The 25,434-nt window shown below is 41.8% G+C and carries 25 protein-coding genes; 21 read left to right on the top strand and 4 right to left on the bottom strand.

The window, feature by feature from the left end:
• Nucleotides 1-61: 61 nt before the first annotated feature.
• Nucleotides 62-1,651, bottom strand: a complete 1,590-nt coding sequence (nadB, locus tag DWV53_RS12695; RefSeq protein ID WP_118154543.1) for an L-aspartate oxidase — start codon at nucleotides 1,649-1,651, stop codon at nucleotides 62-64.
• A gap of 233 nt (nucleotides 1,652-1,884) precedes the next feature.
• Between nadB and DWV53_RS12690 the strand changes: the two genes are divergently transcribed.
• The 4 genes from DWV53_RS12690 to mutY are packed head-to-tail and all read left to right on the top strand — an operon-like array spanning nucleotide 1,885 to nucleotide 5,969.
• The gene (locus DWV53_RS12690; protein ID WP_118154540.1) at nucleotides 1,885-2,289 is read left to right on the top strand and encodes a hypothetical protein; all 405 of its coding nucleotides are present in this window, start codon (nucleotides 1,885-1,887) and stop codon (nucleotides 2,287-2,289) included.
• A gap of 30 nt (nucleotides 2,290-2,319) precedes the next feature.
• Nucleotides 2,320-3,600 (top strand): D-alanyl-D-alanine carboxypeptidase/D-alanyl-D-alanine endopeptidase, encoded by a 1,281-nt coding sequence (gene dacB / locus DWV53_RS12685; protein WP_118154537.1) that lies wholly within the window; start codon nucleotides 2,320-2,322, stop codon nucleotides 3,598-3,600.
• A gap of 39 nt (nucleotides 3,601-3,639) precedes the next feature.
• Nucleotides 3,640-4,893, top strand: coding sequence for a mechanosensitive ion channel family protein (locus DWV53_RS12680; RefSeq protein ID WP_118154534.1), 1,254 nt, complete (start codon nucleotides 3,640-3,642; stop codon nucleotides 4,891-4,893).
• 35 nt (nucleotides 4,894-4,928) lie between these two features.
• Complete coding sequence (mutY, locus tag DWV53_RS12675) at nucleotides 4,929-5,969, top strand: A/G-specific adenine glycosylase (RefSeq protein ID WP_118154531.1); 1,041 nt, start codon at nucleotides 4,929-4,931, stop codon at nucleotides 5,967-5,969.
• Nucleotides 5,970-6,051: 82 nt separating this feature from the next.
• On the opposite strand, the gene rbr is transcribed toward mutY, so the two are convergent.
• A complete protein-coding gene (gene rbr / locus DWV53_RS12670; RefSeq protein ID WP_118154528.1) occupies nucleotides 6,052-6,594 on the bottom strand; it encodes a rubrerythrin in 543 nt (180 codons plus the stop codon).
• 92 nt (nucleotides 6,595-6,686) lie between these two features.
• Nucleotides 6,687-8,315 (bottom strand): Na+/H+ antiporter NhaC family protein, encoded by a 1,629-nt coding sequence (locus DWV53_RS12665; protein ID WP_118154525.1) that lies wholly within the window; start codon nucleotides 8,313-8,315, stop codon nucleotides 6,687-6,689.
• A 222-nt stretch (nucleotides 8,316-8,537) separates the two neighbouring features.
• On the opposite strand from DWV53_RS12665, the gene DWV53_RS12660 reads away from it, so the two are divergent.
• From DWV53_RS12660 to DWV53_RS12645, 4 genes are all read left to right on the top strand, one after another.
• Nucleotides 8,538-9,245: an SIMPL domain-containing protein gene (locus DWV53_RS12660; protein ID WP_118154522.1), complete on the top strand. Its 708-nt coding sequence runs from the start codon at nucleotides 8,538-8,540 to the stop codon at nucleotides 9,243-9,245.
• An 84-nt stretch (nucleotides 9,246-9,329) separates the two neighbouring features.
• Entirely contained in the window at nucleotides 9,330-9,812 is a 483-nt protein-coding gene (gene trxA / locus DWV53_RS12655) for a thioredoxin (protein WP_118154519.1), read from the top strand.
• Between the two features lie 164 nt (nucleotides 9,813-9,976).
• Nucleotides 9,977-11,284, top strand: coding sequence for a phosphopyruvate hydratase (gene eno, locus DWV53_RS12650; RefSeq protein ID WP_118154516.1), 1,308 nt, complete (start codon nucleotides 9,977-9,979; stop codon nucleotides 11,282-11,284).
• 188 nt (nucleotides 11,285-11,472) lie between these two features.
• Nucleotides 11,473-12,219, top strand: coding sequence for a ZIP family metal transporter (locus DWV53_RS12645; protein ID WP_118154513.1), 747 nt, complete (start codon nucleotides 11,473-11,475; stop codon nucleotides 12,217-12,219).
• On the opposite strand, the gene DWV53_RS16405 is transcribed toward DWV53_RS12645, so the two are convergent.
• Complete coding sequence (locus tag DWV53_RS16405; protein WP_367379684.1) at nucleotides 12,220-12,297, bottom strand: hypothetical protein; 78 nt, start codon at nucleotides 12,295-12,297, stop codon at nucleotides 12,220-12,222.
• Nucleotides 12,298-12,412: 115 nt separating this feature from the next.
• On the opposite strand from DWV53_RS16405, the gene DWV53_RS12635 reads away from it, so the two are divergent.
• The 13 genes from DWV53_RS12635 to DWV53_RS15970 all read left to right on the top strand — a co-directional run.
• The gene (locus DWV53_RS12635) at nucleotides 12,413-13,216 is read left to right on the top strand and encodes a KilA-N domain-containing protein (protein WP_118139670.1); all 804 of its coding nucleotides are present in this window, start codon (nucleotides 12,413-12,415) and stop codon (nucleotides 13,214-13,216) included.
• A gap of 427 nt (nucleotides 13,217-13,643) precedes the next feature.
• Nucleotides 13,644-14,864, top strand: coding sequence for a site-specific integrase (locus tag DWV53_RS12625; RefSeq protein ID WP_118154510.1), 1,221 nt, complete (start codon nucleotides 13,644-13,646; stop codon nucleotides 14,862-14,864).
• Nucleotides 14,865-15,473: 609 nt separating this feature from the next.
• Nucleotides 15,474-15,977 (top strand): hypothetical protein, encoded by a 504-nt coding sequence (locus DWV53_RS12620; RefSeq protein WP_181992495.1) that lies wholly within the window; start codon nucleotides 15,474-15,476, stop codon nucleotides 15,975-15,977.
• An 84-nt stretch (nucleotides 15,978-16,061) separates the two neighbouring features.
• Complete coding sequence (locus DWV53_RS12615; protein ID WP_118154504.1) at nucleotides 16,062-16,265, top strand: hypothetical protein; 204 nt, start codon at nucleotides 16,062-16,064, stop codon at nucleotides 16,263-16,265.
• Entirely contained in the window at nucleotides 16,265-16,789 is a 525-nt protein-coding gene (locus DWV53_RS12610) for a hypothetical protein (RefSeq protein WP_118154501.1), read from the top strand. Before DWV53_RS12615 ends, DWV53_RS12610 begins: the two co-directional genes overlap by 1 nt.
• Nucleotides 16,790-16,957: 168 nt before the next feature.
• Complete coding sequence (locus DWV53_RS15820; RefSeq protein ID WP_181992494.1) at nucleotides 16,958-17,134, top strand: hypothetical protein; 177 nt, start codon at nucleotides 16,958-16,960, stop codon at nucleotides 17,132-17,134.
• Between the two features lie 151 nt (nucleotides 17,135-17,285).
• A complete protein-coding gene (locus DWV53_RS12605; RefSeq protein ID WP_118154498.1) occupies nucleotides 17,286-20,339 on the top strand; it encodes an HD domain-containing protein in 3,054 nt (1,017 codons plus the stop codon).
• A 516-nt stretch (nucleotides 20,340-20,855) separates the two neighbouring features.
• Entirely contained in the window at nucleotides 20,856-21,866 is a 1,011-nt protein-coding gene (locus tag DWV53_RS12600; protein WP_118154495.1) for a ParA family protein, read from the top strand.
• Entirely contained in the window at nucleotides 21,853-22,719 is an 867-nt protein-coding gene (locus tag DWV53_RS12595) for an SIR2 family protein (protein ID WP_118154492.1), read from the top strand. The genes DWV53_RS12600 and DWV53_RS12595 overlap by 14 nt, the downstream gene beginning before the upstream one ends.
• 37 nt (nucleotides 22,720-22,756) lie before the next feature.
• Nucleotides 22,757-23,020 (top strand): hypothetical protein, encoded by a 264-nt coding sequence (locus tag DWV53_RS12590; protein ID WP_118154489.1) that lies wholly within the window; start codon nucleotides 22,757-22,759, stop codon nucleotides 23,018-23,020.
• A 416-nt stretch (nucleotides 23,021-23,436) separates the two neighbouring features.
• Nucleotides 23,437-24,000 (top strand): hypothetical protein, encoded by a 564-nt coding sequence (locus DWV53_RS12585; protein WP_118154486.1) that lies wholly within the window; start codon nucleotides 23,437-23,439, stop codon nucleotides 23,998-24,000.
• A 15-nt stretch (nucleotides 24,001-24,015) separates the two neighbouring features.
• On the top strand, nucleotides 24,016-24,822 hold the full coding sequence (locus DWV53_RS12580; protein WP_118154483.1) for a hypothetical protein: 807 nt from the start codon (nucleotides 24,016-24,018) through the stop codon (nucleotides 24,820-24,822).
• A gap of 337 nt (nucleotides 24,823-25,159) precedes the next feature.
• Nucleotides 25,160-25,434 (top strand): hypothetical protein (locus DWV53_RS15970; protein ID WP_220432008.1); only part of this gene is annotated, 275 nt, incomplete at its 3' end.

The following is a 25,434-nucleotide window of genomic DNA, read 5'->3' as shown; positions in this document are numbered from 1 at the left end:
TAAAAGAGGGTGCGCCATAGACTTATGACACACCCTCTTTTAATATTCTGATAATTCTTGATTACTCCTTGTCGTAAGCATGAGCAGGGTAGTCGATGGTATAGTGGAGACCACGGCTCTCCTTGCGCTCTATCGCCATGCGGGTGATGAGATAACCCACGTTAATCATGTTGCGGAGCTCGCAGAGTTCCTTGCTTACCTTTACACGTTTGAAGAGGTTTTCTGTCTCTTCGTAGAGAAGATCGAGACGGTCCCATGCTCGCTTCAGACGGAGGTCGCTGCGCACGATGCCTACATAGTTGCTCATGCATTCGCCCACCTCTTTCACGCTCTGTGTAATCAGCACCTTCTCTTCGTTGGTCAAAGTACCTTCATCGTTCCATGCTGGTACCTTCTCATTGAAGTCGTACTCATCTACATGTTCAATACTGTGCTTGGCAGCAGTCTCGGCATAAACCACAGCCTCGATGAGCGAGTTGCTGGCAAGACGGTTACCGCCATGCAGACCGGTGCATGAACACTCGCCCAGGGCATAGAGACGGTTGATGCTTGAACAGCCGTTCAAATCTACCTTGATACCACCACACATATAGTGAGCAGCAGGACGAACAGGGATATACTCCTTGGTGATGTCGATGCCGATGCTCAGACACTTGGCGTAGATATTAGGGAAGTGACGCTTGGTCTCCTCTGGATTCTTATGGGTTACATCGAGACAGACATGATCCAATCCGTGAATCTTCATCTCTTTATCGATGGCACGAGCCACGATGTCACGAGGAGCCAGACTCAATCGCTTATCATATTTCTCCATGAAGCTCTCGCCGTTAGGCAGACGCAAGATGCCGCCATAACCACGCATCGCCTCGGTGATGAGGAAGGCAGGATGGGTTTCGCCCGGATGATAAAGAGCGGTTGGGTGGAACTGAACGAACTCCATGTCGGCCACGGTACCCTTGGCACGGTAAACCATCGCCTCGCCATCACCCGTAGCGATGACAGGGTTGGTGGTAGTCTGATAAACAGCACCGCATCCACCGGTACACATCACGGTAACCTTACTCAGATAGGTATCCACCTTCTGGGTATCAGGATTCAATACGTATGCACCATAACAGTTGATATAAGGAGTGCGGCGAGTAACACGGGCACCGAGATGATGCTGTGTGATAATCTCCACGGCGAAATGATTTTCCTTGATATCGATATCCGGACAGTTGCGCACAGCCTCCATCAGACCGCGCTGGATTTCAGCACCCGTATCATCGGCATGATGAAGGATGCGGAACTCGCTGTGACCGCCCTCACGGTGGAGGTCGAACTTGCCGTCCTGCTGCTTATCGAAGTTGACGCCCCACTGCACGAGCTCCTTGATCTGCTCCGGTGCCATGGTGACAACCTGCTTCACAGCTTTATAATCGCTGATATAATCACCAGCAATCATTGTATCCTGTATGTGCTTGTCGAAGTTATCCACTTCCAAGTTGGTAACTGACGCCACACCACCTTGTGCGAATGACGTGTTAGCCTCGTCGAGCGAGGTCTTGCAAATCATACACACCTTACCTTTATGCGCTCTGGCTACTTTCAGGGCGTAACTCATACCGGCAACTCCTGAGCCGATAATCAGAAAATCATACTTATAAACCATTGAGTTTATTCTTATCTAATTTCAATTTTAAGAACGGGTGTTTTTATCTATAAAACAGCTCCATTCTCTCAGAATTAATTCTTAATTCGTTGCAAAAGTAATAATTAATCTTTAAAATGAGTAATAAGAGAGGGATTTTTTGTAATTTTGCAGCGAAATTTAAGGTTATATAGTCTTTTAGACTATCAAAAGGTCGTAAAAACGACAATAATATAAGGTAATAAATCAAAGTTATGGCAGATAGAACTTTTCATAAGCGCTTTACGCTGACGGCACGTATCGGTGTGGCGGTGTTCGCAATCCTGGCTCTCTACTTCTTCTGGGTCAAACTGGCTATCATCGGCATCTTTGTGGCTATCATCATCGTGGGCATGATAGAGCGCATACTGAATACAACCTATACCTTCAAGATGGTAAAACCGATAGACCTGGATGAGGAGATGGAATATCTCATTATCAATGAGGGCAGGTTCTCTTCCAACAGAAATGTGCCGCTATGTGATGTCACTGATGTACACATCGCCAAGACTTTCTTCGGTTTGGATTATTGTGTGGTCATCGAATACGGGCATAATAATATTGTGACCGTTCAGCCGGATAATGAAGAGGCATTTATGGAGAGAATCAAAAATAAATAATTTCTTTTAAGTTCAGGTGAACTGATTGTGATGAAAAAGATAATATATATGATGTTGGGTCTGATGATGGTATGGATCTCTGTACCGGTGCAGGCCCAGAATGTGATTGAAGATGAGGGAATAGAAACGGTTGATGAGGAGGATGTTGCCGACTCTACACTCGTTGACTCCCTGGCGGCGGATACGCTGGCGCAGAAATTGCCTTGGCCCGAATCGGTGAAGGTGGGTATTGATAAACTCCTTGAAAGCAAGATGTTCGAAACATCACAGGTAGGACTGATGGTCTGGGACCTGTCTGCTGACTCTTGTATCTATCAGAGAAATGAACGACAGCTGATGCGTCCGGCAAGTACGATGAAACTCCTGACTGCCATTACGGCGCTCGATAAGTTGGGTGGTTCTTACCAGTTTAAGACTACTCTGAAATATACCGGTACCATTGAGAATGGAGTATTGACGGGTGATGTCTATTGTATAGGCGGTATGGATCCCCGTTTCAACAGCGATGATATGTCGGCATTTGTCAATAGTCTGAAGGAAATGGGTGTTGACACCATCCGTGGCAGCATCTATGCCGACCGCTCTTTGAAGGATGCCGACCTGTTGGGTGAAGGCTGGTGCTGGGATGATGACAATCCGGTGCTTTCGCCACTGGTATTCCAGCGCAAGGACATCTTTATGGATAAGTTTCTTGCCAAGCTCCGTGAGGAGGGCATCGAATATTCCTGCTTCGGGGCTTCAGAGAAGGTCTGTCCTGCGAGTGCCTTTACTGTCTGTACCCGATTCCATACGATGGATCAGATTCTGCACAAGATGATGAAGGAGAGTGATAATCTCTATGCCGAGAGCATGTATTATCAGATTGCGGCTTCTACGGGCAATAAATGGGCGAGTGCCAAGAGTGCCCGAAATGTGGAAAGACAGCTTATCCGCAAGATAGGACTCGATCCGGCAAGATATAAACTGGCTGACGGCTCGGGACTTTCGCTCTATAATTATCTCAGTGCCGAACTGGAGGTGAAACTGCTGCGTTATGCTTATCTCAACGGTAATATCATGGACCATCTGAAGCATTCGCTGCCTATCGGTGGGGTAGATGGTACATTGAAGAAGCGTATGAAGAACAGTTTTGTGCATGGCAATGTGAAAGCGAAGACGGGTACGTTGACGGGCATCATCTCATTGGCGGGTTACTGTACCGCAGCCAATGGTCATGAACTCTGTTTTGCCATCATCAACAATGGTATCATGCATGGCAATAATGCCAGACACTTTGCAGATAAAGTATGTACTTTGCTCTGCCAACCGTGAGCGTTAGTTGATAGTTTATAGTTGATAGTTAATAGTTTTATGGAGGAAATTCGTAAGTTTGTAGATGAAATGATTACATGGGCAGGAGTCACCGGTGATTTTGTGCCCATGCTGCGCCATATTTTGCTCACCATTACTGCCATTCTCTTGGCGATGCTGAGCGATTTTCTTTGTCGCAAGATACTAGTTCCGCTCATCAGTAAGATTACTGATAAGACGGACATCACTTGGGATGATGTGCTGCTGAACAAGAAGGTGCTCACCTCGGCTTGCCATATTGTGCCGGCTGTGGTGATATGGTCGCTCATGCCACTGATTTATCTGGAATATCCGATATTCAAGGAGATATTGGAGCGGGCTACGGGCATTTATATCGTGGTGATGTCGGTGCGTACGGCTCTGGTCTTTATCGGGTCTTTCAAAGGACTGGAGGATTCTCAGGAGCGACGCTCGTCGGCTCAGCAGTATTTCCATACTTTCTGCGGTGTTCTCAAGGTATTGATGCTCTTTGTGGCTGGCGTGGTGGTGGTTGCCATCCTGTTGGGCAAGAACCCGATGACCCTTTTTGCCGGTTTGGGTGCTACCTCGGCTGTCCTGATGCTGGTCTTTAAGGATACCATCACGGGATTGGTGGCTGGTGTGCGTCTTACCAGCAATGATATGTTGCATAAGGGCGACTGGATTACGGTGAAGTCGGTGGATGCCAATGGTATCGTTGAGGATATGTCACTCACGACCGTGAAGGTGCGCAACTTTGATAACACCATCGTTACTATTTCGCCTACTACCCTGGTGAATGGTTCGTTCCAGAACTGGATTGGTATGCAGAAGAGTGGTGGACGAAGAGTGAAGCGCGTGGTTTACTTCGATTTCCGTAGTGTCCGTCTGGTGGATGAGACATTAAAACGTAATCTGCTTGCCAAGCATTTCGCCACCGAAGATTCGTTTAAGTTGAAGGAGTCGTTGCAGAAGGCGATAGATAAAGATATACAAGAAGGAAAGGATATTGAGGATTTAAAGAATCCTGCAGCCCTTGCCCCTACCAATCTCCAGCTTTACCGTAAATTCATGGAGAAGTATCTGCGCCAGCGTCCGGAGGTCAATACCGATCTCACATTGATGGTGCGCCACATGGAAGCCACGCAATGCGGTCTTCCTATCGAGTTCTATTTCTTCATCAAGGATAAGGTATGGGTGAATTATGAGCACATTCTCGCCGATATCATGGAGCATGCCTATGCCTTGGCGAATGAATTCGGACTGAAGATTTACGAGCAATATCCGGAACAGTAATTACTTTGAACATTGAGATTTGAACATTGAATTTTATGAATAGTTTTTCGGCTGTCATTATCCGTTGGTTTCGTGAGTATGGTAGGGATTTGCCTTGGCGCGAAACCAAGGATCCTTATGCCATCTGGCTGAGCGAAATCATCCTTCAGCAAACCCGCATCGCACAGGGATGGGAATATTGGGAGCGGTTCATGAAGACCTATCCCAAGGTTGAAGACTTGGCTGCTGCCAGCGAGGATGATGTCTTGAAACTCTGGCAGGGATTGGGGTATTACTCGCGAGCCCGCAACCTTCATGCTGCTGCCAAACAGATAGTGGAGCTCGGTCATTTCCCTGATACGCTTGAAGGTATCAAAGCCCTGAAAGGGGTGGGCGATTATACTGCAGCAGCCATCGGTTCTTTTGCCTTTGATATTCCGGCGGCAGTAGTAGATGGCAATGTGTACCGGGTTCTTTCACGTTACTTCGGAATAGATACTCCTATCAACTCAACGCAGGGGAAAAAAGAGTTTGCTGCGTTGGCTCAATCACTCTTGCCTGCTTCGTCTGCTCAGCAACTTTCAGATACAGCATTATCGCCTGTTGCTGCCTATAACCAGGGTATGATGGATTTCGGAGCTATCCAGTGCACTCCTCAATCTCCGAAGTGTCTTGTCTGTCCGCTTGCCGAAACCTGTGAGGCGTTGAGAACAGGAAGGGTAGAGGAGTTGCCGGTGAAGAACAAGACACTGAAGGTGAAAACGCGCCATCTCTCCTATATATATATAAGGTGTAAAGGCGAAGTGGCTATCCACCGTCGCGGTGAGGGTGATATCTGGCAAGGATTGTGGGAACCATATAACGCATCAGATGCTCCGCAACTGCCTGCCTTTGTCCATAATCCTCTTCTCCTGGCTAAGGATGTGAAGCATGTACTTACCCATCGCATCCTCCTTGCCGACTTCTATCTGCAGGAAACAGAAACCCGCCCCCTGCTCCCTGATGATTATATCTGGGTGAAAGAGGACGAGATAGAACAGTATGGTGTTCCAAGGTTGATAGAAATCATGTTGGAAATGGTTCAAGCTAAATCATAAAAAAGAGGGTGTGTCATAAGGCCATGACACACCCTCTCTTATTTATATTATGTTCTGTTAGATATTTCGTCTCAAGCAAGAATTAGTAATTCTGTGCTTCAATCTGGAAGTAGCTCTGTGGGTGGTTGCAGACTGGGCAAACCTCAGGAGCCTTCTTGCCTACTACGATATGTCCGCAGTTAGAGCACTGCCAGATGCAGTCGCCGTCACGAGAGAAGACGAGCTTGTCCTGTACGTTCTTCAAGAGCTTGCGATAACGCTCCTCGTGGTGCTTCTCGATTTCAGCAACCATCTCAAACTTAGCTGCAATCTCTTCGAAACCTTCTTCGTGAGCCTCCTTTGCCATGCGTGGATACATATCGGTCCACTCATCGTGCTCACCATTGGCAGCAGCTTCCAGGTTCTTCTCTGTATCCTGGATAGCACCGCCCTCCAGATACTTGAACCACAACTTAGCGTGCTCCTTCTCGTTAGCAGCTGTCTCCTCAAAGATATTAGCTATCTGTACAAAACCGTCCTTCTTTGCCTTGCTTGCAAAATAGGTATATTTGTTACGAGCCTGTGACTCACCAGCGAAAGCCTCCTGGAGGTTCTTCTCTGTCTTTGTTCCTTTTAATTCCTTCATAATGTATTCTGTATTAAGTTATTAATATGTTCTTTATTAAATTCTTTTGCAAAGATATTGAAAATATTTCAAATATACAAATAAATTAAGAACTATTTAACTTTTTGGCGCTTATTTAAATAAAATAAAGCAAAACCAAGCATGGCAACACCGAATATCCACGAGATGATGGCACTCGTTACCATACCCAGTGTATGAGTGAATCCCGCCACAATGAAGGTGAGGAAACTCACAAAGGCTACAGTCAGGGCGTAAGGCAACTGTGATGATACATGATGCACATGCTTGCATTCCGCTCCTGCACTCGCCATGATGGTAGTATCGCTGATAGGAGAGATATGGTCGCCACATACCGCTCCAGCCATACATGCAGAGATAGAGATGATGCGCAAAGGATCAGCACCAGGGAATACGGCGATGCAGATAGGAATCAGAATACCGAAGGTTCCCCAGGAGGTACCCGTTGCAAATGCCAGGAAGCCTGCTACCAGGAAGATGATGCCCGGAAGAAGCATCTGAAGTTCTGAGGCACTGCTCGCTACAACCGATGATACATATTCTGCCGCACCCAGCGAGTCGGTCATACTCTTCAGCGTCCATGCCAAAGTAAGAATCAGAATGGCTGGTACCATCGCCTCAAAACCCTTGATGAGACTACTCATCGCCTCATCGAAAGGCAAGGTCTTGCGAATGGTAAACATCATGATGGTAAGAATCAGAGCAGCCAATGAACCGATTACCAAGCCCACAGAGGCATTGCTCGCAGCAAAGGCATCTACAAAGTTGAGATAGTTGGCATTATCGGCATCGAAGAATCCGCCCGAATATACCATGCCCGCCATGCAGAAGATAATCAGCATGATGATTGGTATCACCAGGTCGCTCACGGTTCCCTTGTTCTTGGAATCCTCTTTCTGTTTGGCTCCCACACCATGCTCAACAATCTGCAGTTTGGTATCGCTCACTTCATCGAGTTTTCCGCCATTGGTTCGCTCGTACCATTCCTTCAGTCTTGCATCATACTTGCTCATCGCCTTGAAGTCGAAGCCCAGTATCACAATACCAAACATAAAGAGGATGGTAAAGAATGCGTAGAAATTAAAAGGTATCGCCTTGCAGAAAAGCGCCAGTCCGTTCTCTCCACCCGATACGAAGCCAGATACCGCAGCTGCCCAACTCGAGATAGGGGAGATGATGCAGACCGGAGCGGCTGTAGAATCGATGAGATAAGCCAGCTTCTCCTTGGTAACACCATTGCGCACTGCGATAGGGCGCATCACCGAACCCACGGTAAGGCAGTTGAAGTAATCATCGATAAATATCAGAATGCCGAGCAGAATGGTAGCAATCTGTACGCCAACCTTCGAGTGTACGTGCTTGGAAGCCCAACGGCCGAAAGCAGCCGAACCACCCGCCTTGTTCATCAATGAAACGATGCTGCCTAATACCACCAGGAATACCAGAATGCCCACGTTCCATGGGTCGGAGAGGCAATGTATCAAGCCGTAAGCCTTGGCATCATCGCCTTCACCTACAGTGTGGTTTGTCAGGTGAACGAGGAATCCGTCGAAACCTGTTCCCATCGAAATGCAATATTGAACGGCACCCAGTATGATACCGATAAAAAGAGAAGAATAGACCTCTTTCGTCTTCAGCGCCAGAGCGATGGCGACGATAGGAGGCAGTAACGACCATGCGGTCCCAATCATGTTGTAATCCATTTTATTGTTTTTGGGCAAAGGTAGTTTTTTTTGGTAATATATGCAAGCTTTTGGGCAGAAAAAATGGTGCTTATGGGTTGATATGGGCTGTTTTAGCATATTTTATCATTATAAAGTGTCGTTTTTCTATATTTTTATTGTATCTTTGAAAACTCAAATTGAAATTCAATCTGAGATAGAATGGAAACTCAATTTTAACAACTTAATAATGGAGGACTAATTATGAACATCAATTCTGGTATTAAGCAAGCCGTGATTTTAACCATCGGCATCATCATGCTTGGATTTTGTATCAAGTCGGGACTTGAAAGTGTGATTAGTAAAGACCGAAAGGTTGTAGTGAAAGGCCTTGCCGAAAAGGAGGTGGAGGCTGATAAGGTGACGTGGCCTATCGTTTCCAAGGAAATAGGCAATGACCTGCCTGAACTCTATCAAAAAATCAATGCTACCACGAGAACCATCAGAAACTTCCTGGTGGAGAATGGTGTTAAGGCTAATGAAATCAATGTGAATGCGCCTGTGGTCATAGATCTCAATGCTGAACGGTATGGCGAAAACCGCCAGGGGTATCGTTATAACATTACTTCCATCATCACGGTTACATCCAAGAATGTGAAACTGGTCCGCAGTATCATTGCCCGTCAGGGTGATCTGCTTCAGAAAGGTGTTGCTATTGTGGATGGTGGTTACGAGAATCCGGTGAAGTATGAATATGTTGCTTTCCGTCAGATGAAACCTAAGATGATGCAGGAGGCGATAGAGAATGCTGAGCAGACTGCTACCCAGTTTGCTGAGAACAGCAAGAGCAAGATTGATAAAATCATGAATGCTGACCAGGGCCAGTTCTCTATCGAAGACCGCGATTCCAATACCCCATATATTAAAAAGGTAAGGGTTGTTACTACCGTTACTTATTCTTTGAAGGATTAGGAGTAGTGATTAGTGATTAATTGTAATAAGAGGGTGGGTTATAGCCTAATGGCATACCCTCTCAAATTAAAACAACGAAAAACGATGAAGAAAATCATATTAGCAGTTATTTTATTTCTACCATTTCTTGTTTCTTGTTCTCAGAACAGGAAAGCACCTGCTGTTTCTCCTCAAACGGCTGAAGAGAAGTCTGAGAAAACTGAAACTGCCAAGGTGCAATATCTTACCACATCTGATTTCAGAAAAAAGATTATGGATTACGAGGCTCATCCGGAAGAGTGGGTCTTTGCCGGTTCCCGTCCTGCCGTCATCGATTTCTATACCACCTGGTGTGGTCCTTGCAAGATGATGGCTCCCGTAGTGGAATCTCTCGCCGGGAAATATGCCGGCAAGATAGATTTCTATAAGGTGGATATCGACCAGGAGTCCGAACTTGCTTCTGTTTTCGGTATCAGCAGCATCCCTACCTTCCTCTTTATCCCCGTGAAAGGCAAACCATCTGTGCAGATGGGTGCTATGCAAAAGGAGGATTTCGAAGGACTGATTGATAAAATTAAAATAAAATGACAATTTGGTAGCATCTCAAATTTCCATGCCTCTCCTTACCTATATGTAGGTATTTTCGGGCGATACCTACTTTTGATGATGCCCGAAATTTGGAGATTTGTCAGATAATACCTAAATTTGCACTCGGAAAAAATTTTTTATGTAATTAAAAATATTATAGAATTATGATTATTGAAAATGTTCATGCAAGAGAAATCTTGGATTCTCGTGGCAATCCTACAGTAGAGGTTGAAGTTTCTTTGAAGTCAGGTGTCGTAGGTCGTGCATCGGTTCCTTCTGGTGCATCCACTGGCGAGAACGAGGCTTTGGAACTTCGTGATGGCGACAAGAGCCGCTATGGCGGCAAGGGCGTCTTGAAGGCTGTGGAGAATGTGAATCAGGTAATTGCGCCTGCTTTGGTTGGCTTCTCTGCCTTGGAGCAGCGTGCCATCGATTATAAGATGTTGGAACTCGACGGTACCAAGACCAAGTCTAATCTGGGTGCCAATGCCATCCTCGGTGTTTCTTTGGCTGTGGCTCATGCTGCTGCTGAGTATCTCCACATCCCATTGTATCGCTACATTGGCGGTTGCAATACTTATACTCTTCCTGTTCCTATGATGAACATCATCAATGGTGGTGCTCACTCTGATGCGCCTATCGCCTTCCAGGAATTTATGATTCGTCCTGTGGGTGCTCCTTCCGAGAAGGAGGCTATTCGTATGGGTGCTGAGGTGTTCCATGCCTTGGCTAAGCTCCTGAAGAGCCGTGGTCTTTCTACTGCTGTAGGTGATGAGGGCGGTTTTGCTCCTGCACTCGAAGGTATTGAGGATGCGCTCGACAGCATCTGCCAGGCTATCAAGGATGCCGGTTATGAGCCAGGAAAGGATGTGAAGATTGCCATGGACTGTGCTGCCAGCGAGTTTGCCGTTCAGGAGAATGGTGAGTGGTTCTACGATTATCGCCAGTTGAAGGATGGTAAGAAGAAGGATCCTAATGGTAAGAAACTGACTGCTGCTGAGCAGATCAAGTTCCTGGAAGAACTGATTACCAAATATCCTATCGATTCTATTGAGGATGGTCTTGATGAGAACGATTGGGACAACTGGGTCAAGTTGACTGCTGCTATCGGCGATCGTTGCCAGTTGGTAGGTGACGACCTCTTTGTTACCAACGTGAAGTTCCTGGAGAAGGGCATCAAGATGGGTGCTGCCAACTCTATCCTCATCAAGGTGAACCAGATTGGTTCTCTTACCGAGACTCTGGATGCTATCGAGATGGCTCACCGTCATGGTTACACCACCGTTACTTCCCATCGTTCTGGTGAAACCGAGGATACTACGATTGCTGATATTGCCGTAGCAACAAACTCCGGTCAGATTAAGACGGGTTCTATGAGTCGTACCGACCGTATGGCTAAGTACAACCAGCTTATCCGCATCGAAGAGCAGTTGGGCAATAACGCAGCTTACGGTTATAAGAAGTTGAAATAGAAGCGATGATATGAAATTGGAAAACACCAATTTCACCATAACAAAACATAATTAGTAATAACTGAATAGATCAGATACGAAATAGATGGGCATGGATGACTGTGAGGGTTGTCCATGCTTTTTTTCTTCTATGATGTATCTGCATCTTCATGTGTTTAACTGGATAACTTCAATATATTATATTGATTATGACAAACGTATTAATTAGTGCTGCCGGACTTTGCGGTGCCACGATTATAGGTGCCATTTTGGGATTCTTCGTCAAGGAGTTGCCCCATAAATGGAATGATGCCGTGTTGGGATATTGTGCCGGAATCATGCTGGCAGCTTCCACGTTGGGACTGATAGTGCCAGCCTTCGAACAGACCGGACTTTGGTGGCTGGTAGTAATCGGCGTGATGGCAGGAGCCTTGTTCCTGAATGTGCTAGATCTGGTAACTCCCCATCTTCATCATATCACGGGACTAGATCCCGAGGAGCATCGCAACAATGCCCGACTCAGTCATGTGATGCTCTTCGTGATGGCGATAGCCCTACATAAACTGCCCGAAGGCATGGCTGCTGGAGTGAGTGTCTGTTCGGCAGAGGGAGCAACGGAGTGGGGGGTATCCTTCGGTATCGCCCTGCAGAACATCCCTGAGGGTATGGTGATTATTGCTCCTTTGATGATGGCTGGTGTTACTGCAGCCCGTACCTTCTTCATTTCCATCTTCATCGCCCTGCTCGAAGTGGCAGGCATTCTGTTGGGTTTTGGCTTGGGTTCAGCCTCTTCCACCTTCCTCCCCGTGATGTTGGGTTTTGCCGGTGGTGCCATGCTTTATGTAACGAGCGATGAGATGATTCCAGAAACCCATGCCCATGGCTTTCAGAAGCAAGCCACCTACGCCCTTCTCCTGGGCTTCATCACCTTTGTGTTGATGGAGAAATGTGTGTAGTCAGATTCTGATGAGCAGCATATAGCAGAGGGCGCCTGCTGCTATCGACCACATCATATTCCTTTTCCATACGTGGATGAGAATGGTGAACTTGGTTTATTTTGCTGCTTTCTGTTGTAAATTTGTTGCAAAAGTGTTGTAAGTTTGAGCTTTTTTATTAATTTTGCAAGCACAAACCAAATATTGACAAAATATGGCAAAAATTATTGTAAATACAACAGAAGTTTCTGTTTTGAACCTAAATGGTGAGGACTATATCTGTCTAACAGATATGATGAAAGCAAAAGATGGTGAGTTTTTTGTAACAGATTGGTTACGTAATAGAAATACATTGGAATATATTGGAATTTGGGAGAAGATATACAATCCGAATTTTAATTATGGCGAATTCGCCATAATTAGAAATCAAGCGGGATTGAATCGCTTTAAAATAAGTGTTAAGGATTTTGTACAGCGTACTAATGCAATATCTCTTCAATCTAAAGCTGGTCGATATGGTGGAACTTATGCTCATAAAGATATTGCATTTGAGTTTGCGATGTGGATAAGTCCTGAGTTTAAAATCTATATGGTCAAGGAGTTCCAACGCTTAAAAGCGGAGGAACAAGCTCAATTGGGTTGGTCTGCTAAGCGTGAACTTTCTAAAATCAACTATCGCATTCATACTGATGCGATAAAGCATAACTTGATTCCTACTGAAATTACGCCTGCGCAAGCTTCTCTGATTTATGCAAATGAGGCTGATGTCCTGAATGTGGCAATGTTTGGTATGACTGCGAAGCAGTGGCGAGATTTGAACCCCGAAAAAAAGGGTAATATACGTGATTACGCAACTGTCAACGAGTTGATTTGTCTTTCCAATATGGAGAATCTCAATGCGGTATTTATTGATCAAGGAATGCCACAAGGTGAACGTTTGGTTAAGCTTAATCAAATAGCAATCCAGCAAATGCGTGTATTGGAGGATGATGGTGATGATAGAAAATATTTGAAATGATGTTTTTGAATATCGACTTAGCTACTGTGGTTTAACGATTTTGGGAAGGTTTATATAATCCTTCTTTTAAACCCCTCGAATTCGAGGGGTTTAAAAAAAGCAGGTCTTAATGCTTTTACTCTTTCTCCTCACTAGTGCCCGGATAAAATCTCAGAAGAGGTATCCCTCTATATATTGAGACTCCAGACAGTAGTGAAGTAATAGTATTATCAGATTATTTGTTTATCTTTATATCATCAAAAAGTTGGAAAAGTGTAAGAAATGGCCTGAAAATGGGTTGGAAAAATGTATAAAATTGGCTGTTTTTACCTTGGAAAAATGTAATTAAGTGATATACAACTACATTCGTTGCCATAATGTTGCTTACATATATAATGGTGTATATTACCCAAAAGCAACATGAATTACAAACAAAAAAGTAAGTATTATGGCAACAGTAAAAGTAAAATTCAGAGCATCCTCGATGCCGGGAAAGGAAGGCACATTGTATTATCACCTCATTCACCAGCGCAACTTGCGCTGGATCAGCACCGACTATCATGTCTTTCCGGACGAGTGGAACGACAAGAAGTCGGCTATCATTGCTTCTAACCGCAACAACAGACAGGCACATCTACAGCTCATCCAGTCGCAGATAGATTGGGAGATGAAGCAGATGCAACGTATCATCCATGCCAAGGAGATGGATGGCATCCCTTATACCATTGATGACATAGCTAAGGAGATACAGCAGCTGCAACCCTGCCAGAGCGTCTTCACCTTCTTCCGCCAACAGATAGCCAAGAAGGAGCAGATGCAGTGCATTGGCACCAAGAGCAACTATGTCAGTGCCGCCAACAGATTTATGGAATTTCGTCATCACGAAGACCTCACCTTCTCTCAGATGACCAGCGAGATGATGGAAATGTATCAGGCATGGCTATGGAATAGAGGTGTCGGACAAAACACCGTGTCCTTCTATCTGCGAACCCTGCGCACATTCTACAACAAGGCAGTGGAAACAGGCCATGCGCCAGCCAAGGATATCTTTGCTCACGTGCAGACCGCTAACGTGAGAACTGCCAAACGAGCCATCTCTGTAAAGGATATTCGCAAGATAGAAAACCTGGACTTGCCAACAGGTTCCTCCCTTGACAAGGCACGAGACCTGTTCCTGCTCAGCTTCTATCTCCGAGGCATGGCATTCGTGGATATGGCATTCCTGAAGAAGACCGACTTGAAATGTAGTATGGTGAACTACAACCGTCGCAAGACCCACCAAAACCTCAATATAGAGTGGATGAAGCCAATGCAAGCCATCATCGACAAATACGCCGAACAGACCAAGAACTCCCCTTACCTGCTCCCCATCCTGACAGGCAAGGAATCCTCTCCATACACGGCATACCGCAAGGTGGAGCACAACACCAACTACAACCTGAAGAAAATCGGTGAGATGGTAGGCTTGAAGATACCGCTCACTACCTATGTGGCACGCCACACATGGGCAAGCGTAGCCTTGCACATGAACATCCCAATAGCCACTATCAGCCAGGGCATGGGACACAACTCCTATAAGACCACACAGATTTACTTGCAGTCATTAGACGTAGCAACCATCAATGAAGCCAACGCACGGATTATAAACAAGATCTCAAAAGAGTTGTAAACAAATAGTTATGTTTACCCCATTTCGGAATGATGGGGTAAAATTTTTAGCAAACTTCGCCCTTTCTTCTTAGAAGAGAGTAATCTGGTTACAAAAGTACGAAAAATAGTTGGATTACGTATCTATTTTTTATATTTTCTGTAGTCCTCCCCCAAAATTTAACACAAATGTTTAGCAAATCTGCCCAGGGTGATTCCTGTAAATGGCAGATTTGCACTTATTTCGGCAGTTGTTGCCCTTTTCTAAGAAGAAAGCGCAAATGATGTAAAATAAAGCTACATGTGTAGAGGCTGTATGGCTAATACTCATTTATATAAGATTATGCATAATCATAAGAAATGGACCAGGCTTCCACAACCATCATGTATGGTTGCAGCTGAGGACATAAAGTAGAACGAGAATATGACGCAGGATTGCTTGAATTCACCTTCTACAGCCGACGTAAGCAAACGCTTACCAAAGGGCATCCACGTTATCGGGGCTGAAAGACTTTCGGATCCGAGTGTAGAAGGAATATCCCGACGTAAACGGATCAGAAAGAAAGAAGACCCTTCCACCAACCCCACTTCATGGAGTTATATTTTTATTCTTCACATGGCAGCTAAAGGGATGGAGAAATGGCTTGAAAAATTTAATGCTGACGAGAAAAATACCAAACAACCTTATTTCATTCATAAAACCCTTCGTTATTCCTACAAGGATGAGGAAAAACAACAAGGAGTGAAAAAGACTTTGGAGCAATCTGTCAGCGGACTTGTCTTCTTGCAAGGTACGGTGAATGACCTACAAGAATTTCTTGCAGATTATTTTCCCCAATTTCATTTAGTCAAAGACCGCAGCCTAGGACGACCTGCATCCATCAAGGACTCCATCATGCAGCCTTTTATGAATGTGATGAAGACCCATCCGGAGCAGGTTACATTCCTTCGTGATGATTTTGAGAAGTTTGCCAAAGACCACGTGAAGTTGCGTGTCCTTACAGGACCATTCAAAGACTATGAAGGCTACATTGTCCGCATAGACCGTGACCGCCAGCTCGTCTTCGACTTCGGTGGACGAGCTGTAGCTATCTGTGGCGTGCATAAGGAAGACTTCGAAGTTGTAGAAGAGTAGTTGCAAAAACTCCCCCAAAAATTTGGTAGTTTCATATAAAAACCTTATATTTGCAGGCGATATTGAAATAAAAAATAAAAAATTATGGGAAAAATCATAGATAAGACGATAACAAAGATAGTTACAGAAGAGGGTATCTCTCTCTTTCGCCGTGTAACTAAGGTTTTGATGCCAAATGGCAAGTATCGTTATCCTGTAGATTATTTTGATGCAACTCCTGGAGTTGTTAAGGTTTCGAAAGAAGAAATGAATAAGGTAGCAATACCTGTTTATAAAAAATTAATCTAATGGAACGGTTGATGTCTGATGGTTATCCTTTTATCTTTCAACTGATAGATAAAAGTGAAAGTGATGAGTATCTGATTCAGACCTTGCAATATCGGTTTAAGTCAGACAAGTCTCATCATGCCTATATCGTAAGAGTTGAATGTTATAAGAAACACGCTTATTGTGTGAAGTTCTTCGATAAGGCAAACATCAACAGCAAAAATAAGTTTAGTCTTCGTTCCAATACTTTCGAGGCTAGAACGATACTCTATACAATGTTTCATATAATGTTAGATGTATTGAAGCGAGATAAAAAAGCTTCTTTCTTTTTTATTGGAGCAGAAGACGAAAAAGATCAGGATGGAATGGTATCCCGTCGTTTCCGTTTTTATCGTCGTTTTGTACTTTCAACGGTTTCTGATGACAAGTTCGAGCATTTTAGAAGAAATGATTTATCTTTGTACATACTTGTAAATAAGGAATATGTAGAAGATACATCCTCTTATGCTGATGAACTAGCAAATATTGTGCAACAATATTTATAAGATAACATCCTCATTCGAGCGACGACCAGTGCAGAGCGATACTGCGATGAGAAACAATACTACGGCGGGTTACCCGCCCATTTCAAACAAAAAAAATAAGCGTTTTACGGTTGTCGCTTAACAATCCACAATCGTACAGCTTCTAAATTTTTAATACTCAATCAAGTTATGCTTAATTTAAGAATCACTGGTTTCTACAACAGAGACCAGCAAGATGAGTACGTCGAATTGGAAGCAGCGGCACGTTGCGACTTCGAAGGTTTCCTCAAGAATATGCAGGAAAAGGGCGAGATAAGAACCGCCAAGCCATCGAAGAAGGTAAAGAAAGGCAAGAAGAGTATGTAATGTACCGCTCACTTTCCTGCGCCGAAGGTGTGGGGAGGTACTTGAAATTTTCTCAAATAACAATTTTCATAAAACCGATAGGTGTTACTACTTGTATACAGTGGGACGCTGTAACGGTGATATACTTATAAATTAGTAAAAAGAATAAAATATGTCAGATACATTATCTAAAGCAGAACTTCATGCGCAAAAAGCATGCGAGTTGGAAGCATTTAAATCCATCAAGTTAGATGCCTTGAAGGACAAAGTCACACAAATGCTCGCCCATATCGGTGATGGCAGAATTTTTGACCAATATACAAAGCATGATATATCCCACATCAACAAGATGTTGGAGTCATTGGATTATATCATTCCACAGGAAACCCAGGATAAGATGACTGGAGCAGACTGGATGCTCATTGTTACTGCTACTTATTTCCATGATTTAGGTATGCTCGTTACTCGCAATGAGTATGAAAACAGAAATTCATCTGGTGAATATAAGGTTTTTAGACAAGCATATCTTGACAAGGATGAAAATACAGTTTCTCTTTCCTCTTTATCTGCCGAGGATCAAGAACGCTTTATTTATCAAGAGTTCGTAAGACACCATCATGGAGACAGAATAGCCAGTTGGATAAGAAATGAAGATAATGCATGGTGCTATACAGACCCAAAGATATTGGAGATAATTGCATCTATGATTTCAGGCCTCCGTCCTATGTTCAAAGATGATTTGGCTACAATCTGTGAAAGTCATAATCTTGATGACTTGGACGATTTTGAAAAGTATAAGGTTGAAAAAGCCTATGGAACTTCGCCACAGGAAAAAGGAAATGTGTTTTATGCTGCATTGATAGTAAGAACAGCAGACTTGCTCCATATAACAAGCGACAGAACTCCTTCAATTGAGTATGCTATCATATCTCCAACTAATCCTATTAGTCAGGAAGAATGGGCCAAGCAAAATGCTGTGTCAAGTGTCTCTCCGAAAATTGCTGAAGATCAAGATGGAAACAAAAATGATGCATTACCAAAAGATACCTTTGAAGTGTCCGCATTCTTTGAAAAAGAAGACGGTTTCTTTTCTTTAATAGAGTATTTAAAGTATGCGCGTGAGGAGTTAAAAAACAACCATCGTCTAAATGAGATAGCCAAGAAAAAATATGCCTCTAAATATGATTATCCTTGGAAAGATATTGATGACTCGACTATTCAGGCAAAGAATTTTGAGCGTAGACAACTTTCGTTTACAATTGACCAACAGAAAATACTGAGTTTGTTGGTAGGCGAAACATTATATAATAATCTATCAGTATCTCTTAGAGAGTTGGCACAGAATGCTATCGATGCAGTCAAAGTAAAACTTTATGAATTACAGGAAGAGCATAAAGATGAAGAATATACCCCAAGGGTAGATGTTTATTGGGATGCATCGAATCGAGAACTTATGGTTTGTGACAATGGAACTGGCATGAATATGGATATTATAGAGAATCACTTGCTGAAAGTTGGATCTTCAAGGTATCAAGATGCTGAATTTCAGAAAAAACACCCAAACTATAATTCCATCAGCAGATTTGGCATCGGACTTCTCACATGTTTCTTGATAGCTGATGATGTTGATATTTTGACACAAATGGACGAAAAGGAGAAGCCTCTTCTTTTGAAAATAAGAAATGTCCATGGAAAGTATTTACTGAAGCATGGTGCGGAAAAAGATTCGAACTTGAAGATTACGAGTAAGACAGGAACTTCTATTAAATTAAAAGTGCGTCCGTCTGTCAAAAAGTTTGCTCCAGAACAAATTCTTGCCACATGGATTCTTATACCAAACTGTGAGTTCTACTATCATGAGGCTGGTGCGGACAGGCAGATTGGATATTTGTCACCAAAGCACTTGTTGGAATCTGTATTAAAGGCTAAGGGAATATCCTTGTCGGATACAAAGTATAAAATAAAAGATTATAATAATAATGGCATAGAATTAGCCATATTGCTGTCGTATAATTCCTTTATGAAGGAGTATTCAATGGTAGAAGCCAGCAATATGTGGCTAGATCAGAAAGATACTGTTGTAACTCCATGGGGAATGAGTATTGAAGGTATCAGAATCGATGAGAATACTCCTGGGTATAATGGCCATCCTTTTGTAGCCTATGCTAATATGACAGGCAAGGAGGCTCCAAAAACAAATGTGGCCCGCTCTAACGTAAATTCGTCCAGTGTGTCGAAAATGTTGGAAGCAATCTATGGATTATATCTCAATAATATAGAAACGCAGCAGAAAGACCTTCAAAAAGATTTTTCTGTGACATGGGTTGCCGAAGAAATGACTTGGCTCTTAAATGCCTTTTTGCTTCGTCAAGACCAATATAACAGGACAGACTTTTCTGATAGAGAAATATTGAAAGAAAAATTATCCGAATCTGAGATTCTTCTTATTGAAAAAGAAGATAAACGAAAATTTTGTTCTTTGAAAGATTTGGAATCTAATGGGCATTTTTGGACAATGGAGAGCGAGGCTTTTGCTGCAGCGAACAGACTGTTGAAAAAAATAAAGTCAACCGACAAGTCTGCAATTTCTTTATTAAAGACATTGTATGGAGAAGAACAGGCTCACCTGAAAGATATAGACATGCTTCTTTGCAAGCAGAGATATTATAATTTGATGGACGATTTAATCTTATCAAAATTTGAAATTGCCAAGATTAGTATTAATGAAGAACAACGTCGATTGGATTTGTATTGGTCTCTTAAAGGAAAAGAAGACAAATGGATTGTTGTTTATACGGATAAACATCAACGTAGATATGGAACGGGTAGAAATATGATGTTTGTTCAGACATCTACAGAACAACTCTTTGATGATAATTATGATGCAATAAGAAGTTCATATGGTTTAATTGTTCCCAAAAACAGTGGATTGTCCGATTTCTTTGTTGATTTGCTATCAAAGCTGAATCTTGAGGATGAAGATGACATTGCTATTCTGGAGAATGTAGCAAGTTTCATATCTGATATGTTCTCAAAATACAGAGAAGGTATAAATTATGATTGGAAAAAGCAAATTGCAAGAGAATTTGATCGTGCATCTAATCCAAGTTTTTATTCTTTTGTTTTTGGAAAGATCTCAGAAGATGATCTGGTTTCCGCTTGCTCTAATTGTAAGTTTAGACTTTATGATACCTCTAGATGGTACAGAGATAAGACACGAAATTAATTCTGTATACAATATTCTGGCAATCATTAATATACCGATGGTAGCAGATAAAGTAATGATTTCAGATAGAGCTTACAGCTAGCTAAAATCATCAGCTCCCAGGCGGTCCCATCCCGCACAATATGGCGTAGACCTTTGATGGTCCGCCAACCTTATAGCGTAGCGGTTCTGAGCACCGGAGGGGGGGGTACATCCTCTCGTTCCTGAGGAAAGAGAGGCTTGGTGAGAAAGGTGGAGCCTTCCTTAACGGTAAGGAAGGTTTCTGTCCCCTGTAAGGGGAACCGAAAGAGTCGCAAAGACAATTGAAGGTAGGTTTTCGAAAATCTTATCATGTCCCTAATCTCATGTAGTTATAACTCGAATAAAAAGGTGAACGTCAAGGCTGCCTAATTGGCAGCTCTGGCAATACCAATTAATAACATGTTTTTTTGAAAAATGTTGGATGAGCTAACTGCTGAAAATCAGTAGTTACGTTCTAATGGTGATTTGTGAAAATAGTTAAATTTAGAAGAACAAATGAATACAATTGCTGTATTTAATAATAAAGGTGGAGTCGGTAAGACAACCTTATTGTGTAATATTGCTGCTTATTATAGCTTTGTACTACATAAAAAAGTGTTAGTAATTGATGCCGACCCACAATGTAATGCAACAACATATTTGTTGGATGATCAGAAAATAGAAGAAGTATATTCTAATCAGACAGTAAAGACATTGTATGATTATATAGAGCCATATCAGTCTAGCGAAGGCTTGATTGATTTGCCAATTCAAAGTTCGGTAGGGTTTGGAGTAGATTTAGTTCTTGGTGACACTCGTCTTGCCCTAATGGAAGATTTTTTGAGTGGTGAATGGTCAGATACATCAAATGCAATACAACGTTCCATAAAAACAGTTTGTTTTCTTAAATATATGTATCTAGGTCTTAAAGATAAGTACGATTTTGTGTTTATTGATGTAGGTCCTTCGTTAGGAGTGTTAAATAGATTAGTCTTGCTATTTACTGACGGTTTTATTATGCCAACATCAAGTGATATTTTTTGTCTGCGAGCTGTTGATAATATTTCAAAAGCAATTGAGCAATGGATTCAGACTTTTAAAAAGCTACAGGAGAAATACTATGACAATAAAGGGCATTATTATCAGTTGGATAATAGAGATGTAGAAGTAAATCCTATGTTCTTGGGATATGTAAATCAGCAATATACTTCAAGAACTAGAGGAGGAAAACGACAAGCAGTAAAGGCATACGATGAGATAATTTCTCAGATGCCTAAACTTGTTAATGAAAAAATGAGTAAGTATTATCCTCGCAATATAGATAAAGGGCATTTGAAAATAGGGGAAATACCTAATTTTAATAGTTTGATACCGATGTCTCAATCGGCTCATAAGCCTGTTTTTCAACTGAGTAGCCATGATGGTGTTTTGGGTGCCCATTTTACTAAAGTTGATGAATATCAGGATGTTATGAATGGTATTGTTTGCAACGTTAATCGAAATTTAGAAGAATATGGATTGGCCTGACGATTTAATATTAGAGTTGGCTAGAAAGAGATGCGTACTGTTCTTAGGCTCAGGAATTTCTGCTAATGCTACAGATATAGATGGTAACCATCCACCTACATGGAGAAAATTCTTAGAGGAAGGTAATAGTAAGGTAGGTGCTCCAGATAATGCTGTGATAAAGAAGTGTATTGATAGCTATGAGTATCTGATGGCCTGTGAACTTTTGCGTAAAAAGTTAGGGGATAATGAATTTGATGAATTGTTGAAAAATATGTTCCGTGGTACAGGCTTTGAGCCTGCTCCGATTCACGAGTATATATTTAAACTAGATTCAAGAATTACTATTACCCCAAATTTTGATAAGATTTATGATAATTATGCCCAAAGCAAATCTCGTAATACCATAGTATTGAAGCATTACTATGATGATGATGTAGTAAAGTATTTGCGAGGCACAGATTCTGTAATTATTAAAAATCATGGCACAATAGATACAACCAATAAAATAATCTTTACTCAAGCGGATTATGCAAGAGCTAGAATAGAAAATTCAGATTTCTATAAAATAATGGAAGCTCTTATTCTTACTCATACATTTATCTTTTTGGGGGCAGGTTTGAATGATCCTGATATAAAACTTCTTTTCGAAAATTATGCAACGACATTTCATGTCTCTAAGAATCATTATTTTGTGATTCCAAATAATACATATTCCGATTTGGAATTGCAGGTATATAAAGAAACGATGCATCTTGATTTCATTAAATATGATCCTGCTGATAACCACAAAGAATTGTCAGAAGGTCTAAAGGAATTGGATGCAAAGGTTGAAGATAAGAAGGAAGATGTAAAGGATAAATTGTGGTGGTAATTTTGCGATAAGTTTTTATAATTAAGGAGGAAGCGGTATGACAGCAAAAGAATATTGTATAGCCTTTTTTGAAGGCTACTTCTACGCCCAATTAGGCGAGAGGCTAACAAATGGCAAAGTGACAGAACATACACTGGACTTAGCTAAGGAAACGGCTCAGACATGTATAGAGCAACAGATAGCCTATTCCGGTTTTGATGAAAAGCAAAAACAGGTGATGAAAGAAAACGTTCATGAATGGGCAGATACTGTGATGCAGGGTTTCAAGAAACGTTTGCGTGAGAGCGGCAGATTAATATAGCAATGAACTTTAATCCACTTCCAGATTTCTATGAGTTGCAGTGTGACAGATATCATTCTTCACAAAATGAAATGTGTGTTGTTAGATCGTATAGTTCTGTGTCATCTGCGTGAGATAAAAAATAGACCGAACAGGTCTAAGAAATCTGTGTAAATCAGTGAATTGAAAATCGGTGCCCGAAGGGAAAGCCAAATCTTCGGGACATTAGATAGAATTATTTCCTCATTCGAGTGGCGACAAGTGCAGAGCGATACTGTAATGAGGAACAAAAAACTTTTTCAAAGAAATGATAGGTATAACTATTTGCAATATAGTGGAGGCATTGTATTGGTAATATACAAGTAGTATGTCTGTGACACTATCTTTGAGATAAGTAGGGATTTCGGTAATCATTGAAGAAAAGTAATTGTAGATTCATGGCAAAAATTAATGAAGAACTATTGCAAAAGTTTGATTCTTTTCAAATCTTTATGCAAACTGCAAAATATACAACGACTCCAATTATTGTTAAAGACAAACGTCCGCAGCATGAAAGCTCTTTGGAGTATGTAAAAGCATTAGAATGCTCTGAGTCATTTGGAAATTCATATATTTCAATAGAAGTGAAAAATGGTGATGCAGATCATTTTAGTGCAAAACTAATGACAGATGAAATTTCTAGTAAAATATTGTTGAGGTATGATTCTGCAGGAACAAGTCATCGTAATAATTTTGATGATATTCCTTTGTCAGAGCAATTAGTAACTACTCCTCATATTCACAAGTATGATGAAAAAGGTCGTCTAATTGCTACTAAAACAGATGCAATACAGGCTAACCCTGCAGCATCTAATATTACTGAAGGATTTCCGATATTTTGCTCAGAAGGTAATATTTATGGGGAGTTGACAACGATAAGCCCCAAAATACAAATTGGTGAGCAACCTGTCATTCCTTTTGAACATATAGAAGTTGATCCTTGTGAAGGTGTACCATTTTAAAAACAAGACAATCTTATGGATGAGATTATAAACGAGATAATTACTGCATTTTCTGCATTATGGCATGTTAGAAGAGTTGGAAACAGTTATGAGATAATAACACCTGTTCCAACATCTAATGATATGTTCGTTTCTGTTTTTCTTACAAAGCGAGAAAATGAATATGTAGTTACTGATGCAGGGTGGATTGATTCTGGTGTTTACGATATAGATGAGATTGGAGATTCGGTTTACAAGAAGATAACTGCATACTATACCGAAAATTACGGTATCAAGACTGTCAAAGCTCGAAATTTACTTTATTACTATAAAAAGACAACAAAGAGTTTTCTTGTACCTAATCTTATTTTTGATGTATCAGCATTTATTAGTGGCTTAGTAAGCACCTCTTGTGCTGAAATAGCTCAAACTACGGATAAATCTTATAATATTTTCAGAAAGAAGGCTCATACGTTTCTTCGGACGTTTATCCCTAATAAAAGTTTCTTATCAAAGAATGAGATAAAAGAGTATTTTCCGACATTAACTTTTGGAGCAGCAATCCAGAGCCAAAATAAAATTGCATTATTGGATTTTGCGACAGGTTCAAATGATAATTACTATATAAATAGTCTGTGTAAATCTCAAACTTCTTTTGAGATAGTCCAAAGGTCAGGAGCAAGTGACCGGTTTAGCAATAGGATACTATTAATGGACGATCTGAAGAAGTCTTTGGCTTCAGAAAAAGTAGGAGTCATAGTAAAACTTATACGCGACAAACAAATATGTGACCTGAATACTTGGAGTAACAGAAATATACTTAAAGACAAACTTGTTGTATAAATTTGTACTTCATCTATTAAAGTATTTCTTTACTTACCGATTCTTTTCGTAAGTCAAGTGCCAAGCTTGTGAGATTTGATGTTGAACAGGGTATGCATCCATTATCGGTAGAACTGTCAGAGTTATATGATAATAAGTAGGTTTATTATATCCAGGCGGTCCCATCCCGCACAATATGGCGAGACCTTTGATGGTCCGCCAACCTTATAGCGTAGCGGTTCCGAGCACCGAGTAGGGCGGTTACATCCTTCCTTTCTGAGAAGGGAAGGCTTGGTTAGGATGTGGAGCTCCCTTTGGCTAAAGGGAGACGGAGGGATTCGAAAAAACTCCTTCTTTAATGGGAAAAAGCGATGCCAATGAGTGCAATGAAAACTCGTTTTCAAATTGCCGAGTGCAACTCGCTTTATCAACAAAGAGGGACGGGGTGATTTTAGAAAAACGATACTGCAATGAGGAACCCAATATAATATTTTTCAAAATACTGATAGGTGTAACTACTTGTTATATAAGTGGTGACGCTGAAATGTTGATATACGAAAAAACTCCCCATCTGTTTTCAGATGAGGAGCATTTTCTAGAGATGGAAGTCGATTTCCTTCAGCCATTCCTTGA

Origin of the sequence: Segatella copri, assembly GCF_003465495.1 — a bacterium.
Classification (GTDB): Bacteria; Bacteroidota; Bacteroidia; order Bacteroidales; family Bacteroidaceae; genus Prevotella; species Prevotella copri_G.
Note: the sequence above shows the minus strand (reverse complement) of the source record. Positions and strands in the feature narration are given on the sequence as shown.